Origin of the sequence: Pseudarthrobacter sp. CCNWLW217 (genome assembly GCF_037203985.1) — a bacterium.
Lineage (GTDB): Bacteria > Actinomycetota > Actinomycetes > Actinomycetales > Micrococcaceae > Arthrobacter.
In genome coordinates, this window is sequence record NZ_JBBCBT010000003.1 from 33,764 (window position 1) to 49,122 (window position 15,359).

Here is a 15,359-nt window from a genome sequence, read left to right on the forward strand (position 1 = left end):
TGACATCATGACGACTCCAGCAGTGCAGGCCCCGCGCGGCCCGGTGACCCGCAAGGACGTTGCCCGGTACGCCGGCGTCAGCACCGCCGTCGTCAGCTATGTGGTGAACGGCGGGCCAAAGAAGGTGGCCCCCGTCACCGAAGCGAAGGTCAAGGACGCCATCCGCGTCCTGGGCTACCGCCCCAACGCGGCGGCCCGCGCCCTCAAGCTGGGCTCCAGCGAGACCCTGGGGCTTGTGGTCCCGGACATTTCCAATCCTTTCTTCGCTCTGTTCTCCCACGCGGTGGAGGATGCAGCGGCCGACTTGGGCTATGCCCTGGTGCTGAGCAACTCAGACGGGAACCTCGCCAAGGAGCGGCGAAATATCCGCAACTTGGCTGCCCGGCAGGTGGACGGGGTGCTGTTGGCCAGCGTCCTCTTTGAACCCGATCTGGAGGTCCTGGAAACGGCAGACATCCCCTCCGTACTGCTGAACCAGGAACGGGATGCCCCCGGTTTCAACAGCATCGGTGTTGATCTCGCAGCCGGCGCCCGGATCGCAGTCCAGCATCTGATCAGCCACGGCCACACCAACATCGGCCTGGCAATGGGCACCAACGTTTCCGACAGCACAGATGGCCGTGAGGTCGGTTGGCGGGAGGCATTGCAGGAAGCGGGCCTGCCGGAGGGGCCCATCGTGTACAGCTCATTCACTCGGCCCGGCGGTTATGTTGCCGGGCAACGCCTTTTGGCGTCGATCAACCGGCCAACAGCCATCTTTGCCACCTCTGACATGCAGGGGATCGGTCTGTTGCGGGCGATCCATGAGGCCGGCCTCTCGGTGCCGGGCGATATCGCAGTCGCCTCGTTCGACGGTTCCATTGAGGCCGAATACTCGTGGCCACCGCTAACTACGGTCGAGCAGCCCGTGGCCGATATGGCAGAGGCCGCCGTGGCCGCCCTCGTGGCCGCCCGACGCGGCGAGAAGCCCCGGCACCGCATCTTCGCTACTAAATTGCACGTCCGCCAGTCCTGCGGCTGTCCCTAGGGAAGTCCGGCTAACCCGCGATCCGAAGCCTGCCGGTCCGCTCGCCCAGGATCCGACGAGCTTCGGGGCTGAGGCCAGCATCGCTGATGACCTCATCGGCCTCGTCCAGGGCCGCTATGGTGCTGATCCCCAGCATTCCCCACTTGGTGTGGTCAGCCAGTACGACGACGTTGCGCGCCGCGGCCACGAAGGCTCGGTCCGTCTCGGCTTCCAGCAGGTTGGGGGTGGTGAAGCCGGCGTCCGCGTCCATGCCGTGCACACCCAGGAACAGCACATCCAGGTGCAGCTGCTTCAGGGCCGCCGTCGCGATGGGCCCAACAAGCGCGTCCGACGGCGTGCGTTCGCCGCCGATGAGGATCACCGTGGAGCCGTAACGGGCAGAGCCGGCGGATGCGCCGTGATGGAACAGGTCCGCGATGCGCACGGAGTTTGTGACCACCGTGATGCGCGGACCGTTGACCAGTTCCTTGGCAAGCGCCCACGTGGTGGTCCCGGCGCTGAGGCCCACTGCCATGCCTTCGTGCACCAGGCTGGCTGCCTCCAGGGCGATGGCCTTCTTCTCGGCCGTCAGCTGGGTGGATTTGAGCTCAAAGCCGGGTTCGTGCGTGCTGACATCACCGGGGATCTTGGCGCCGCCGTGGATCCGCTCCAGCCGGCCGCCCTCCTCCAGCAGTTCAATATCCCGGCGCACGGTCATCAGCGAAACGCCCAACTGCTGCGCCAAGTCGGACACGCGAACAACCCGCTCACGCTGGACGGCGTCCACAATCGCCTGATGTCGAGCAGCGGGAAGCATCTAAAAACCATCCTTAAAGCCAGCGGACAGGGGCTGCACCAAGCATACGGCGACGGCGCCGCCCACAGTGGTGGGAAGCGCCGTCGACGAGGAGCGGGAGTTATCCGGCAGCGCGCGTCAGAGCGAGGAACGAGCAGCGCGCAGAGGATGACTGCCGCTCCTCGCCCTGCCACGCATTACTTCCGCAGGGATGCCGCGATCTGCTTCATGATGGTCGGGTCCGACAGGGTGGTGGCGTCGCCTACTTCGCGCCCTTCTGCGACGTCCTTGAGGAGGCGGCGCATGATTTTCCCGGAGCGGGTCTTGGGCAGTTCGGGTACCACGAGGATGGTTTTGGGTTTGGCGATGGGGCCGATTTCCTTGCCCACGTGGTTGCGGAGTTCGGCGATGATCTGGTCGCCTGAGTCCACCACGTCGCTACGGAGGATGACGAACGCGACGACGGCCTGGCCGGTTGTCTCGTCCGCAGCGCCCACCACGGCGGCTTCGGCGACGGACGGGTGCGAGACGAGGGCGGATTCGATTTCGGTGGTGGAGAGCCGGTGCCCGGAGACGTTCATGACGTCATCCACGCGGCCCAGGAGCCAGATGTCGCCTTCCTCATCCTTCTTGGCGCCGTCGCCTGCGAAGTACATGGTCTCGAAGCGGGACCAGTAAGTGTCCTTGAACCGTTCGGGGTCGCCCCAGATGCCGCGGAGCATGGCGGGCCAGGGCTCACGGATGACCAGGAACCCGCCATGGCCGTTCGGGACGGACTGGCCGAGTTCGTCCACGACGTCCACGGCGATGCCGGGCAGAGGCACCTGGGCCGAGCCGGGCTTGGTGGCAGTGACGCCGGGCAGCGGGGCGATCATCTGGGCGCCGGTTTCGGTCTGCCACCAGGTATCCACGATCGGTGCCTTGTTGGAGCCGATGACGTCGCGGTACCACATCCAGGCCTCGGGGTTGATGGATTCACCCACCGAACCGAGGACCCGGAGGGAGGAGAGGTCGTACTTGTCCGGGATATCCCGGCCCCACTTCATGAACGTGCGGATCGCTGTGGGCGCGGTGTAGAGGATGGACACCTTGTACTTCTCCACGATCTCCCACCACCGGCCCTGGTGCGGGGAGTCCGGGGTGCCTTCGTACATGACCTGGGTGGCGCCATTGATGAGCGGGGCGTAGGCGACGTACGAGTGCCCGGTGACCCAGCCGACGTCGGCCGTGCACCAGTAGACGTCCGTGTCGGGGTGCAGGTCGAAGACTGCCTTGTGGGTGTAGGCGCCCTGGGTAAGGTAGCCGCCGGTGGTGTGGAGGATGCCCTTGGGCTTTCCGGTAGTGCCGGAGGTGTACAGGATGAACAAAGGGTGTTCGGAGTCATGCCCGACGGCGGTGTGCTGGGCGGATGCCGCACCGACGGTGTCGTCCCACCAGTGGTCGCGGCCCTCGTGCCAGTCCACGTCCTGGCCGTTGCGCTTGACCACTACCACGTTCTGCACGCTGTGGCCGCTACCGTCACCAGGACGGGACAGGGCGTCGTCGACCGCCGGTTTGAGGGCGCTGGGCTTGCCGCGCCGGTAGGTGCCGTCGGCGGTGACCACCAGCTTGGCTTCGGCGTCGTCGATCCGGGACCGGAGTGCGTCGGCGGAGAACCCGCCGAACACCACAGAATGAACCGCACCGATGCGGGCGCAGGCCAGCAGGGTGATCACGGCTTCGGGGATCATGGGCAGGTAGACGGCCACCCGGTCGCCCTTGGCCACGCCGAGGGATTCGAACGCGTTCGCGGCCTTCTTTACTTCCTCGGTGAGCTGGGCGTAGGTGTAGGTGCGGGTATCGCCGGGTTCGCCCTCGAAATAGATGGCCACCCGGTCCCCGAGCCCGTTCTCCACGTGCCGGTCCAGGGCGTTATAGGCGGCGTTGACCTCCCCGCCTACGAACCACTTGGCGAAGGGCGGGTTGGACCAGTCCAGGGCCTCATCGAAGTCCTTGGACCAGGTGAGCAGTTCACGGGCCTTCTTGGCCCAAAACGCCGGCCGGTCGGCGTCGGCCTCGGCGTAATCGGCTGCGGTGACCACGGCGTCGGCAGCGAATTCCGGGGTTGGCGCAAACTTGCGGTTCTCGTGCAGCAGATTTTCGAAGGCATCGCCCTGCTGGTCGCTCTGCACGGAAGCTTCGGGAGCGGTGGCGGTGGAGCCGGGAGTGTCCTGGGACATGGTGAACCTCATCATTCATCGACCTTTGCTGCGCGGCATGTGCCGTGGCCGGGCGGCACCCCACCGCTTTGCGCGGCATTGGGCAACGGCCGGTCACGGACATTCCGCAAAGAGCTGTTCCGAAATCAAGACTAATGCTTGAGTCCGCAGCTGTGTGTGCCCTGTCACAGAGGTGCCCGTGAGCGGCGTTTATTAAGCGGTGAATGGTTTCGCCCACTCGCCGGGGACGCCACGCAGCCAACCCTTCGGCTAGTGATCGCCAAGGCTGTTGGCTAGGCTGAGATTGAATTGTGACTTTCGACGGAACCGTCCGGCCGGGTAACAGCGTTGCGGGTGACCCGGCCGGCAACACCGTTTCAGACGGCACGGTTTGTGGGACCGCAAGGTCCCGTGCCGCCACGCTAAGGAGAACAGAATGAACCAGCAGAGCTTCGGCCAGACAACCGGCCGTGCAACAGCGGCCGGACCTGACGGCTCGTCCGGGAGCAGCGCGGGGAAAGGCCAGCCGGAGCCAGCCATCGGGAAGGCCAGCTCCCGGCACCAGGCAGTTCTGGGGCACTTCACAGTCCGTGACCTCACCGTCTTCGCCGCCACCCTCATTCTTTTTGTCACCTCCCTGCTGCCGGTCTTCCTCACCAGGTTCAATCTCTGGAACGTGGGTAACCTGTTCTTCCTCGGGCTGGGAATCGTCCTGCCGCTGATCGTCAGCGCACTCTTTGCGGCCCGCAGGCTTGCGCCCGCCACGAAGGTCCGGATCGGATCGCTGTCCGTCGACCAGTTCGCGTCCGTGGTGGCGTCCTTCTCGGTTGCGTTCTTCTTCCTGTCCGTAGCCAGCGACTACCACCCCGCCCTGCTGGCAGGACTGATCGGCTCCGTCGTCCTGTTTGCGGCCACCGTGCTGGGCAGGTTCATTCCGTACTTCGCCAGCGACTTCGAAGGGCGTCAGGAGGTCCCGGCCCACGTGGTGGCCCGCGAGTCTGCCGTTCCGCTGCCTAAACCGCGCACGCCCAAGGCCCCGAAGGAACCCACTGCCCCGGAGGAAGCTAAGCCCGTGTCAGGCGCTTCACCGGACAAGGATCATGCCGCTGTTCCCGGTGCTGCCACTGGTGCAACAGGATTTTCCACGGGTCCGGCTGCTGCAGCCGGTTCTTCGGTTGTTTCCAGTTCCATTGGACACACAGGACCCCAGACGGTGACGACGCCGGGAACCTCGCCGTACGCGCCTGTACAGCCGTCCCCGCAGGAGGCGCAGCCAGCACAGCAGGTGCCGGCGCCCGCGCAGAAAGCACAGCCTGTGCAGTCCCGCGCCGCCGACACGGCAGCCGTCTCGTCGGCCCCCGAGGTATCCGAATGGCCTTCAGAAGGTGACTTTGGGCCCCCAACCCAGGCAGCCGACGTCGTACCTCCCGCAGTGGTTGCCGCAGCAGATGAGGCCCACGGGAACGATACCCCGGCGGTCACGCCGGCCCGCCAGGCGTCCGATCCCATTCCAGCCACGGCCGTCCACCCGCAGGTTCGCAAGGAAGAGCCCATTGGCGCCACGGTGGATCCGGCAAGCCGCCCCGAGGAATCCGAGGAGCACCCCGTCCACGAGGCCTTCTGGTTCGCCGTCGCACAGCACCGGACGGCCGTTGATCCCCGGACCGGTGCCCCCGCCTTCGTCATTGAGCCGGGCGGCTGGGTCCTGGCACTCGAGGATCGGGGCCACGAGTTCCTGGTCCAGCACACCGACGGCCGCGTGGGCGTGTTGCGCGACCTGAGCAACATCGAGCGCGGTTAGCCGGCCCGGTGGCCACTTCACGTACTTCAAGGAACGGCGCGGCCCGGGGGGCTGCGCCGGGGCCAACGGCGGCGGCGTCCGGACCCAAGGTCTCGAACGAGTCCCTCCTGGCCCTGAAGCGCCGCGCGCGGCGCATCAACAAGGCTCTGGCTGAGAAGTACCCCTACGCTCACGCGGAGCTCGATTTCCGGAGCCCCTTTGAGCTGCTTGTGGCCACTGTCCTGTCCGCGCAGACCACCGACGTCACCGTCAACCAGATCACCCCGGTGCTGTTCGCCAAGTACCCCGACGCCCGCGCAATGGCCGAGGCAGACCCGGCCGTCATGGAAGAAATCATCAAACCCACCGGGTTCTTCCGGGCAAAAACCCGGAGCCTGATTGCGCTGGGCACCCGCCTGGTGGATGAATACAACGGTGTGGTGCCGTCCAGGCTTGAGGACCTTGTGACCCTCCCGGGGGTGGGCCGCAAGACGGCGAACGTGGTGCTGGGCAATGCCTTTGGCGTCCCAGGCATCACTGTGGACACGCACTTCGGACGCCTGGCACGCCGCTTTGGCTGGACCGGCTCCGAGGATCCTGTCCAGATCGAATTCGACGTCGGCGAGCTGTTCGAACCCAGGGACTGGACTATGCTCTCGCACCGCGTGGTCTTCCACGGGCGGCGGGTCTGCCATTCGCGGAAGCCGGCCTGCGGGGCCTGCCCGGTGGCCAACTGGTGCCCCAGCTACGGCCTGGGCGAGACCGATCCCGCCAAAGCCGCCAAACTGCTGAAATACGAGCTTGCTCCCGGCAGCGAACAGCTGCTGGCCCAGTTGCTGGCTGAGACGCACCGCGCCGCGGAAATCCGGATGGAATCACAGAAACGGGTTCCGTGAGCGCACGTGAGGACCTGATCGACCTCGTACAGCGGACCGAAGCAGGCAACGCCCCCGAACCCGATGCCCTCTGGGCCGCGCTGACTGTGGACGAACGCATTGCGCGCAGGGCGGCCGTACTGATGCTCTTCGGTGTTTTGGACACCGTCCCCGCATCGTCCGGCAAGCCACTCGCCCCGGCCGACCTCGACGTCCTGCTGCTGGAACGCGCACACACCCTGGAGTCGCACCCCGGCCAGGTCGCGTTTCCAGGTGGCAGTATCGATCCGGGGGAAACGCCGGTGGAGGCGGCGCTGCGCGAAGCGGAGGAAGAAACCGGCTTGGACTCCGGAGGGGTGGAAGTCCTTGGCACGCTGCAGGAGCTCGGGCTGGCACGGAGCAACTTCCTCGTGACGCCGGTGCTGGCCTGGTGGGCCTCGCCATCGCCGGTGCGGGTGGTGGACTACGGGGAATCCGCACAGGTTTTCCGGATCCCGGTCCGGGACCTGCTGGACCCGGACAACCGGGTCATGTCCACCGTCAGCCGCGCCGGGCGCACGTTCAATAGCCCGGCCTTTACCGTCAACGGAGTGGTGGTGTGGGGCTTCACAGGCATTGTGCTCAACGGGCTCTTTGAGCAGTTGGGCTGGGCCGTCCCTTGGGACCAGTCCCGCCTGCACAACATCATGATCTGACCGGCGCCACCCTTGCCGCCGGTCAGTTCCATTAAGACTGGGGCTGCTGCCGGAGATCCACCACGATTCCGGTAGCTGCATTCTCGCGGACGGCCTTGATGCCCTCGAGCAATGCTCCAACGTGCCTGAAATTCGGCGAAACCGCCACAATGTTGCCGTCAGCGTCGGTGAGACGGAGCCTGTAGGCCTCGTCACCCACGCGGTGTATTTCGAATCTGCCCGCCATGTGCCGGACCTCCCCTGGGTATGCATCTTTGCATGTGTTGCTTGACCCGCCTGCTTGAGCCCGTTAATTGACTGTAACGCGGCTCACATGGGGTCGGCCAACTACTCCCGGGTAGGTTACTTCGCTGGGCGCCCTGTGACGGTTCTATGGCCTGTGACTGGAGGAGGACGCCACCGGACCGCTAGGGTGCCGGAATCCTGCGGGGCGGCCTATTTGGCGTTGTCGTACGAGTCCACCACGGCCACGCTGACCGGGAACTCCACCGGGATGGACCCGAACAAAAGCTCCTTGGCGGCGCTGGCCGCGTCTTCAATTGCCGCGATGCACGCGTTGACCTGAGCTTCAGGCGCATGGACCATCACCTCGTCGTGCAGGAAGAACACCAGCTCCGCGTGTCCGAAACCTTCCGCGCGCATGGCTCGCAGCCGCCGTCGTAATTCCGCGAGCCAGCAGGCTGCCCAGTCCGCCGCCGATCCCTGCACCACGAAGTTCCGGGTGAACCGGCCGCGGGAGCGCGCGATCGATTCGGCGCTGCGCTGTTCCTCGGCCGTGCTGGATTGCTGGCTCTGAAACCACTGCCGTGACGGTGGCGGACTGCTGCGGCCCAGCCTGGTGGTGACCGTCCCGCCGGCTTCACCGTCCCGCGCCGCCTGTTCCACGAAGCCCACGGCGCGCGGGTAGGTCTTCGCCAGCTGGGGCATCAGCCGCCCGGATTCGCCCGTGGTGGCACCGTAGATGGCGCCGAGGAGGGCCACCTTGGCTTTTGCACGGTCACCGCCGAATCCTTGGGCGGCGATGCCGGCGTACAGGTCCTTGTCCCGCGCAGCCTCGGCCATTTTGGCGTCCTGGGCCAGTGCGACCAGGACGCGGGGCTCCAGCTGGGAAGCATCCGCCACAATGAGCTTGTAGCCCGGATCGGCATGCACCGCGCCGCGGATCTGCCGCGGAATCTGGAGCGCCCCGCCGCCGCGCGATGCCCAGCGGCCCGAGACAACCCCGCCCACTACGTACTCGGGCCGGAACCGCCCCTTGTCCACCCATGCGTCCAGCCAGGTCCAGCCGTTAGCCGTGTGCAGGCGGGAGAGCTTCTTGTAGGCCAGCAGCGGTTCAATGGCGGGGTGGCTGGATTCCTTCAGCTCCCACTGCCGTGTGCTCTTGACTTCGATGCCGTTACGGTGCAGGGCACGCATCAGTTCCTGCGGCGAATCCGGATTCAGCCCGGGTGCGCTGAGCAGGCCCCGCAGCTCGGTGTTGAGGGCTTCGAGCTTGGCCGGACGGTGGCCGGATGGCGGGCGCGGCCCCAAGTAATCGGTGAGGATATTCTCGTGCAGGTCCTCCCGCCAAGGGACGCCGGCATGCTGCATTTCGGCGGCGATCATCGCGGCGGCGGATTCGGCAGCGAGGAGGAGCTGGAGCCGTTTGGGGCGGTTCTCGCCGGGGGTTGCTGCCGCCAGGGCTGCCTGCTGGGCGGCGTATTCGGCCCGGAGTTCTTCGGCTGTGTGCCTGGGCGCTGCGCCGTGGCCCAGGTCTTCGAACAACGCGCCCTGCTCTGCGGGCGGTGCGGGCGGCTGGAGGGCCCGGGGAGGCTGGAGGTCCTCATCCAGCGTGATTTTTTCGGCGTTTTGGGCGTAGCCCGTGTGCGCCGTGAACTCGGAACAGGCGAGGATGTTGCCACAAAGACTGAGGTCGTAACAGCGGTCCAGCTCGACGCCGGACGCCAACAGGGCGGGGTACCAGTCCTGGGTGCGGTGCCAGATCCAACGCGGCGGCGGACCGCCGTTCGGCCGGCTTTCGAGGTGGCGTACGACGGCGGCGAGCTCGGCCGTGCCGAGCACGCGCGGTTCCGGGGTGTTGGGGTGAGGGTCTCCCGCCTGGGTAAGTTCCTGGAGGGCTGCGCCTTGGGGGTGGGCGGCGAGCAGCAGGTACATACGACAATTCTGCCCTGTCTAGGGGCTGCCCTTTTGCCGGGTGTCCTGTTACCGTCCGCGGTTGTCCTCCACAGGAGTCGGCCGCGCGCGTTTGTCCACATAGGGCCGATCACTGGTTACGGTTTTGCGCGCGGCCCATGAGAGTTGCCCTATGAGCAGGCATCAGCAAACACCGCCACCGTCAGGTTCGGCCACTGCCGTCACGGCCGCACGGCGCAAGGCAGCGGGGGAGCGGGCCGGGTCGGACGGCCACGCGGCCCCTGTCCGCGGCCCCGATCCGGGCGCATGGCTGCCGGAGGAGGCTGCGGAGGTTCTGCTCGTGACTGGATTCGACTTTCTGCAAGGTGAGGTGGAGCGCATCGTCGCGGCCGCAGGCGCCCGGCTAAGGGTGGTGGCCGGTGTCGTAGAGGCTGCCAGGTACTGGGATTCCTCCTCTGCCGTACTCGTCGGCAGCGATGTCCGCGAACTGCCGCCCAGGCGCCGGGCTCCCGCCGTGTTGGTTGGCCTTAACGGGGAAGGCGACAGCCTGTGGCACTTGGCGGCGGCCCTCGGCGCGGAACGTGTAGCCGTCCTGCCCGATGCCGCGGCTTGGCTGGCCGAGTACCTCAGCAGGTCGCGTTCGCCGCAGGCCGGAGGCCTGGTGCTCGGCGTCACCGGCGGATGCGGCGGGGCGGGGGCAACCACAGCAGCCATCTGGATCGCCCAGGCGGCCGCCGGAATGGGCGTTCGCGTGCTTCTGGTGGACGGTGACCCGTGGGGCGGGGGCCTTGAGCTGGCACTGGCCGCTGAGGAAATGCCGGGACTCCGCTGGCCGGACTTGTCCGAGGCAAGCGGCAGCATCGATCCCGGTCAGCTGGCGGATTCCCTCCCCGTAACAGGTGGTTTCTCCTTCCTGTCCTGGCCCGGGAGCCGGGAGCGTCCCGCGCCAGTGGACGCCGCAGCCACCGGCGGAGTTCTCGATGCCGCCCGGCGCGGCTACGAGCTGGTGGTGGTGGACATCGGCCGCGGCGCCGAGCCGTTGCACACCTTCGCCTGGGACTGCGACCGCATCCTGGTGGTGCTCCCTGCCCAGCTGAAGGCTGCGGTGGCTTCAGCCCGCCTGCTTCAGGAGCTTCCGCCCGTGGAGGCTGCCCTCCTGGTCCGCGGGAAGCCCGGCGCGGCCCTGGACAGTGCACTGATCTCCGATGCCGTCGGGCTGCCCGTCCACGGCCGGGTCCCTGACCTCCGCGGCGTCACGGGCGCATCAGAGAGCGGACGCCTCCTTGAGCTGGGCAAACGCCGCAGCGTGAGGCACTTTGCTGCCGCTGTCCTGGACCTGCTCGACGGCGAACTCGCAGCAGGCGGTTTGCCGTGAGCGTGCCGTCTTCCTTTTTTGCTGCGTCCGCTGGGTCCGCGGCGTCCAGAGCATCCGCTGCAGCACCGGCGGGCGCCCGGCGCCAGGCACGCGTCCGTGATTCACGGGCCCTCGATTCACGGGCCGGCGGCTCCAGGGGACTGGACTCAGGCCTGCTGGAGTCGGTACGAGAATCAGTGATGGCGGAGTCGGGGCCGTTGACGGCTTCCCGGGTGGCCGCAGCTGTCCAGGCCACCGGGAAAATGCTGGGAACGGCAGGCGCCCTCGCCGCCGCGGAACGGATCAGCGCCGAGCTCAACGGCCTGGGCCCGCTTCAGGAGCTCACCCGGGATCCGGCCGTGACGGACATTTTCGTCAACGCACCCGACTCCGTGTGGCTGGACCGGGGAAACGGGCTGGAACGCTCTGCTGTGGCCTTCGCCAGTGAGGGCCAGGTGCGGGCATTGGCGTCCAGGCTGGTCGCGGCCGGCGGGCGGCGCCTTGACGACGGCTCGCCCTGTGTGGACGTCAGGCTCGACGGCGGCTACCGCGTCCACGCGGTCCTCCCGCCGATCTCCACAGGTGGCACCCTGTTGAGCGTCCGCATCCGGCGGGAGCAGGTGTTCACCATGGACGAGTTGCGGTCCGGTGGCATGTTCGACGAGACCGTCCAGGAAGTACTGGAACGCGTGGTGGAGCACCGGCTGAGCTTCCTCATCAGCGGCGCCACCGGCTCAGGCAAGACCACGCTGCTGTCCACGATGCTCGGCCTGTGCTCCCCCCACGAGCGCATGGTCCTGATCGAGGACGCCTCAGAGCTAAACCCAGTACACCCTCACATTGTTTCCCTGGAGTCCCGACACGGAAACCTCGAAGGCGGCGGGGAAGTGGACCTGGGCGAGCTGGTCCGCCAGGCGCTACGGATGCGGCCCGACAGGCTGGTGGTGGGCGAATGCCGCGGCGCCGAAGTGCGGGAACTGCTGACGGCGATGAACACCGGCCACTCCGGTGGCGGTGGAACAATTCACGCGAACACAGCTACAGCCGTCCCTGCCCGCCTGACTGCACTGGGGGCGCTGGCCGGGCTGGGGCAGGATGCGGTACGGCTTCAGGCATCCAGCGCCCTCGACGTTGTCATCCACGTGGACAGGCCGCCCCGGGGCCGTCGGGTGGCGTGCATCGGCCTGATGGCAGAGAACCAGGGCGTCCTAGCCGTCCTTCCTGCCCTGGAGATACGTCGCGGAGAAGCCACTCCGGGCCCGGCGTGGCGCCTGTTGGCCAGCCGGCTGGGGCTGGATGAACCCCTCACCGGAACCCCGGCGTGACTGCCCTCCTTGCCGGCTGCCTCTTCCTGGCTGTGTGGCTGTTCCTGCGGCCGGCCCGGACTGCAGCAGCCCGGTTCCACCGTGCCGTAGGCCGCGCATCCGGCGGGGCTGCGAGTGGCGCAGTTGTGTTCAGTCTCCGCAGCCGTGGAAGGTCAGCGAGCGATTTTTACGCCGGCCGCGGTGCGCTGGCAGGGCTCATGCGTCGGAAAAGCAAGACGCCGGGCAGTATCTCGTTGACCCTTCTGGTTCAACAGTTGGCGGCGCTGCTCACAGGCGGCAGGGTCCCGGCGCGGCTCTGGGACGAGCTGTGGTCCCTGTACTCGGCGCAGTCGGATCCTGCCAGTCTTGGTGGCAATGAAGCGGGTGCTTGTCCGGGCCCCGGCCTCAACCCATGCTCCGTTGCCGTGCTCGGTACGGCACGCGCAGCCGCCTTGCGCGGCGCGCCCGTGTCAAACGCCATCAGGAGTGCTGTCCCCGTGGCCTTTTGGCGCGCGGGAGGCAGGGAACCACAAATCTGGGTCCAGCTCGCCGCATGCTTTGACATGGCTGAGGCCAGTGGTTGCCCGCTCGCTGACGTGCTGACGCGGTTTGCCGCCCAGCTGGAGGTCGAGGACGACGCCGAAGCGGCCCGCCAGACGGCCCTGGCCGGTCCCAGGGCAACGGTGAGCCTGTTGACCTGGCTTCCACTGATGGGACTTGGGCTGGGCATCGCCTTGGGAGTGGACCCGGTGGCCATTCTGGTAGGGACACCTCTGGGCCTGGCCTCCTTGGCGGCCGGACTGGTCCTCACCGTCACCGGCCGGATCTGGTCCGCCAGGCTGGTCCGGGCGGCCGCCGGAGCGGGCGTGTCATGACCGATTTTTTGCCGGCCGCTGTGGTGCTGGGATGCCTGGCCGCCGCGGCGGTCCTGGCATTCGCCGGGCCGGGGCGTGCTGGGAAACGGCTCAGGAGCCTCGGCCCGGTGGCTGGAACGGGACCGCGCCCGGCGGCTTTGGACGGACGAGGAAGTGAACGCGTCGAGAACGGCGGCAATTCGGGTGGAATGACGGGCGGCGGCAGGCCCCGGGAAGGCTCCTTCAGCTCCGTTGGCGGCAGCGATGGCTTGCGGGATACTGCCATGATGCTGGAACTGGTGGCCGCCATGCTGGGCGCGGGCTCCGGAGTGGGACGTTCACTGGAACTCGTCGCCGCAGCAGCTTCCCCGGCGTACCGCCTTTCACTACAGCCTGTCGTCTCCGCACTGGCCATTGGGGCGGACTGGGGAACGGCCTGGCGCAGTTCGCAAGCCCACCTGCCGGAGATCCTGGAAATGCGGGATGCACTGGGATTCGCCGCACTGACAGGCGCTCCCTCCTCGGCCATCCTCTATGCCCAGGCGGCAAGGATCCGGCGTGAGCGCTTCCGCGCCGCAGAGAAACGCGCGGCGTCGCTCGGCGTGAAGCTGGTCATTCCCCTCGGCCTGTGCTCCCTGCCCGCTTTCATCTGCCTTGGAGTTGTTCCAGTCCTCCTCGCACTGGTGCCCTCCTGACCGCTCAGCCTTCCGGCCGTCCAACCTCCTGCCACGACCAGGGCTTCGTCCTATCCTGCGGGACGATCGTCTTTTGAACCGTCACTCATTGTGCCGTCCCGGCCTGGTGGCGCCACGTCGGAACCTTTCCTCCACAACAGGGACATTCTCTTGCTTATCCACTTAGGGCAGCCGGTCCCTTACCGGCGCCGTCCCGGCCCGGAAGAGTCGGAAGTGCCGGCAACCGGGCCGGACAACCTGAAGGGAAAAACACCATGTTGATGAACCAAAGCTCTGCCGTTGATGCCACGGAACACAGGGTCTCCGCCGACGAAATCACTGTCGAGGCGGGGCCCGCGGCACAGGAGCCGGGTACCGGGGCCGAAGTGACCAGCAACGTCGTTGAGCTTTTCCCGGGTGCCGGGAGGGGCAGGGGATACCGCCGCGGCCGCATGCGCCACCTCGGATCGGACGCGGGCATGGCTACCGCCGAGTACGCCATCGCCACACTCGCAGCCGTGGGATTCGCCGGTCTGCTGGTGTTCATCCTGCGGAGTGACGAAGTGCGTGGCTTCTTGCTGAACCTTATCCGTACGGCGCTGGCCTTGCCATGACCGGCGTGCGGCCCCCGTTCCGGCCCGATCCCTGGTTCGGCTGTTGCCTCCCTGGCCCGGGGGACTCCCGGGGTGCATTGACTGCGGAATTTGCCGTAGCGCTCCCGGCTGTGCTGCTGCTCTTGGCGCTCCTACTGGCGGGTGCAGCCGCGGGGGCCACCCAACTGCGGCTTGAAGAGGCAGCGCTTGCCGGCGCCAGGGCACTCGCCCGCGGCGAAAGTCCGGCAGCGGCCGAAGCGATCGTGAGACGGCTGGCCGGGGCTTCGGCCACAGCGGCCATTGTTGCCGACGGCGAATGGGTCAGCGTCACCGTCGCCGACAGAGTGGCTGGACCGCTGGGATCAATGGTGCCGTGGACATTAACTGCCGGTGCTTCGGCTCGGAACGAAACGACTGGCTCCCGTGGGTCGGATACGCCTGGTCCGGCTGCAAGGGGCGGGACTATTCGGGACGTGATTGCCGGAGGGTCGACTTCACGGGACGTGATCGCATCTGGGCCGCCGCTTACGGGGGATGTGATCTCAGGAGGGTCGACTTTACGGGACGTGATCGCACTTGGGCGGCCTGCAGGGGAGGCGATCGCACATGGGCAGCCTGCAGGGGAGGCGATCGCACCAGGGCCGCCTCCACGGGCCCCTGACAGGCCAAGGCCCCTCTGGCACAAGCCGCGTTGGTTGGCGGATATGGCATGAGCCGGAGCTTCCTGGACCAGCCTGAGCGCGGATCCGGAACGGTCCTGGCAGCCGGGCTGGCGCTGGTGGTGATCATGGCCATGGCATTGGTGCTATTGCTGGCCCAGTCCGCGGTGATGGCCAGCAGGGCCGCAGCAGCGGCGGACCTTTCCGCTTTGGCCGCGGCCGACGCCCTCCGCGGCCTCATGGTGGGGGAGCCGTGCGTAGTGGCCGAGCAAGTGGCCAGCCGGAACGCCGCCAGAGTGGTCAGCTGCAGCGAAGGCGCGGGCCAGACCATCGAAGTGAGGACCGAACTCATCGCAAGGACCATGCTCGGGACGGCCACCGGCCGCGCGAGGGCGGGGCCGCCGCCCTAGAACTGCCGGGAGGACCCAACGCTTGGAG

At 67.3% G+C, this 15,359-nt stretch carries 15 protein-coding genes; 11 read left to right on the forward strand and 4 right to left on the reverse strand.

The features are described 5' to 3' along the window. Window positions 1-7 precede the first annotated feature (7 nt). Window positions 8-1,027, forward strand: coding sequence for a LacI family DNA-binding transcriptional regulator (locus tag V9L18_RS04495; protein ID WP_337345976.1), 1,020 nt, complete (start codon window positions 8-10; stop codon window positions 1,025-1,027). A gap of 10 nt (window positions 1,028-1,037) precedes the next feature. Here the strand turns inward: V9L18_RS04495 and V9L18_RS04500 are convergent, their stop codons facing one another. Next, window positions 1,038-1,823, reverse strand: a complete 786-nt coding sequence (locus V9L18_RS04500) for a DeoR/GlpR family DNA-binding transcription regulator (protein WP_337345977.1) — start codon at window positions 1,821-1,823, stop codon at window positions 1,038-1,040. Between the two features lie 176 nt (window positions 1,824-1,999). Continuing rightward, window positions 2,000-4,021 (reverse strand): acetate--CoA ligase, encoded by a 2,022-nt coding sequence (gene acs / locus V9L18_RS04505; RefSeq protein WP_337346275.1) that lies wholly within the window; start codon window positions 4,019-4,021, stop codon window positions 2,000-2,002. Between the two features lie 415 nt (window positions 4,022-4,436). Between acs and V9L18_RS04510 the strand changes: the two genes are divergently transcribed. From V9L18_RS04510 to V9L18_RS04520, 3 genes are all read left to right on the forward strand, one after another. Beyond that, a complete protein-coding gene (locus V9L18_RS04510; protein ID WP_337345978.1) occupies window positions 4,437-5,801 on the forward strand; it encodes a hypothetical protein in 1,365 nt (454 codons plus the stop codon). A 107-nt stretch (window positions 5,802-5,908) separates the two neighbouring features. After that, window positions 5,909-6,676 (forward strand): endonuclease III, encoded by a 768-nt coding sequence (nth, locus tag V9L18_RS04515; RefSeq protein WP_337346276.1) that lies wholly within the window; start codon window positions 5,909-5,911, stop codon window positions 6,674-6,676. After that, on the forward strand, window positions 6,673-7,350 hold the full coding sequence (locus V9L18_RS04520) for an NUDIX hydrolase (protein WP_337345979.1): 678 nt from the start codon (window positions 6,673-6,675) through the stop codon (window positions 7,348-7,350). The genes nth and V9L18_RS04520 overlap by 4 nt, the downstream gene beginning before the upstream one ends. A 31-nt stretch (window positions 7,351-7,381) precedes the next feature. On the opposite strand, the gene V9L18_RS04525 is transcribed toward V9L18_RS04520, so the two are convergent. Further along, complete coding sequence (locus tag V9L18_RS04525; RefSeq protein ID WP_337345980.1) at window positions 7,382-7,576, reverse strand: YegP family protein; 195 nt, start codon at window positions 7,574-7,576, stop codon at window positions 7,382-7,384. A 209-nt stretch (window positions 7,577-7,785) separates the two neighbouring features. Beyond that, window positions 7,786-9,504, reverse strand: a complete 1,719-nt coding sequence (locus V9L18_RS04530; RefSeq protein WP_337345981.1) for a bifunctional 3'-5' exonuclease/DNA polymerase — start codon at window positions 9,502-9,504, stop codon at window positions 7,786-7,788. Window positions 9,505-9,655: 151 nt separating this feature from the next. Here V9L18_RS04530 and ssd point away from each other — a divergent pair, with 151 nt between their 5' ends. The 7 genes from ssd (at window position 9,656) to V9L18_RS04565 (ending at window position 15,331) form a co-directional block, all read left to right on the forward strand. Next, entirely contained in the window at window positions 9,656-10,858 is a 1,203-nt protein-coding gene (gene ssd / locus V9L18_RS04535) for a septum site-determining protein Ssd (protein WP_337345982.1), read from the forward strand. A 2-nt stretch (window positions 10,859-10,860) separates the two neighbouring features. Then, on the forward strand, window positions 10,861-12,162 hold the full coding sequence (locus tag V9L18_RS04540) for a TadA family conjugal transfer-associated ATPase (protein ID WP_443197933.1): 1,302 nt from the start codon (window positions 10,861-10,863) through the stop codon (window positions 12,160-12,162). Next, window positions 12,159-13,016, forward strand: coding sequence for a type II secretion system F family protein (locus V9L18_RS04545; RefSeq protein WP_337345983.1), 858 nt, complete (start codon window positions 12,159-12,161; stop codon window positions 13,014-13,016). Before V9L18_RS04540 ends, V9L18_RS04545 begins: the two co-directional genes overlap by 4 nt. Further along, window positions 13,013-13,690, forward strand: coding sequence for a type II secretion system F family protein (locus V9L18_RS04550; protein WP_337345984.1), 678 nt, complete (start codon window positions 13,013-13,015; stop codon window positions 13,688-13,690). Before V9L18_RS04545 ends, V9L18_RS04550 begins: the two co-directional genes overlap by 4 nt. A gap of 260 nt (window positions 13,691-13,950) precedes the next feature. Further along, entirely contained in the window at window positions 13,951-14,283 is a 333-nt protein-coding gene (locus tag V9L18_RS04555) for a DUF4244 domain-containing protein (protein WP_337345985.1), read from the forward strand. After that, the gene (locus tag V9L18_RS04560) at window positions 14,280-14,975 is read left to right on the forward strand and encodes a TadE family type IV pilus minor pilin (RefSeq protein ID WP_337345986.1); all 696 of its coding nucleotides are present in this window, start codon (window positions 14,280-14,282) and stop codon (window positions 14,973-14,975) included. Before V9L18_RS04555 ends, V9L18_RS04560 begins: the two co-directional genes overlap by 4 nt. After that, the gene (locus V9L18_RS04565) at window positions 14,972-15,331 is read left to right on the forward strand and encodes an Rv3654c family TadE-like protein (protein ID WP_337345987.1); all 360 of its coding nucleotides are present in this window, start codon (window positions 14,972-14,974) and stop codon (window positions 15,329-15,331) included. Before V9L18_RS04560 ends, V9L18_RS04565 begins: the two co-directional genes overlap by 4 nt. Window positions 15,332-15,359: the final 28 nt, after the last annotated feature.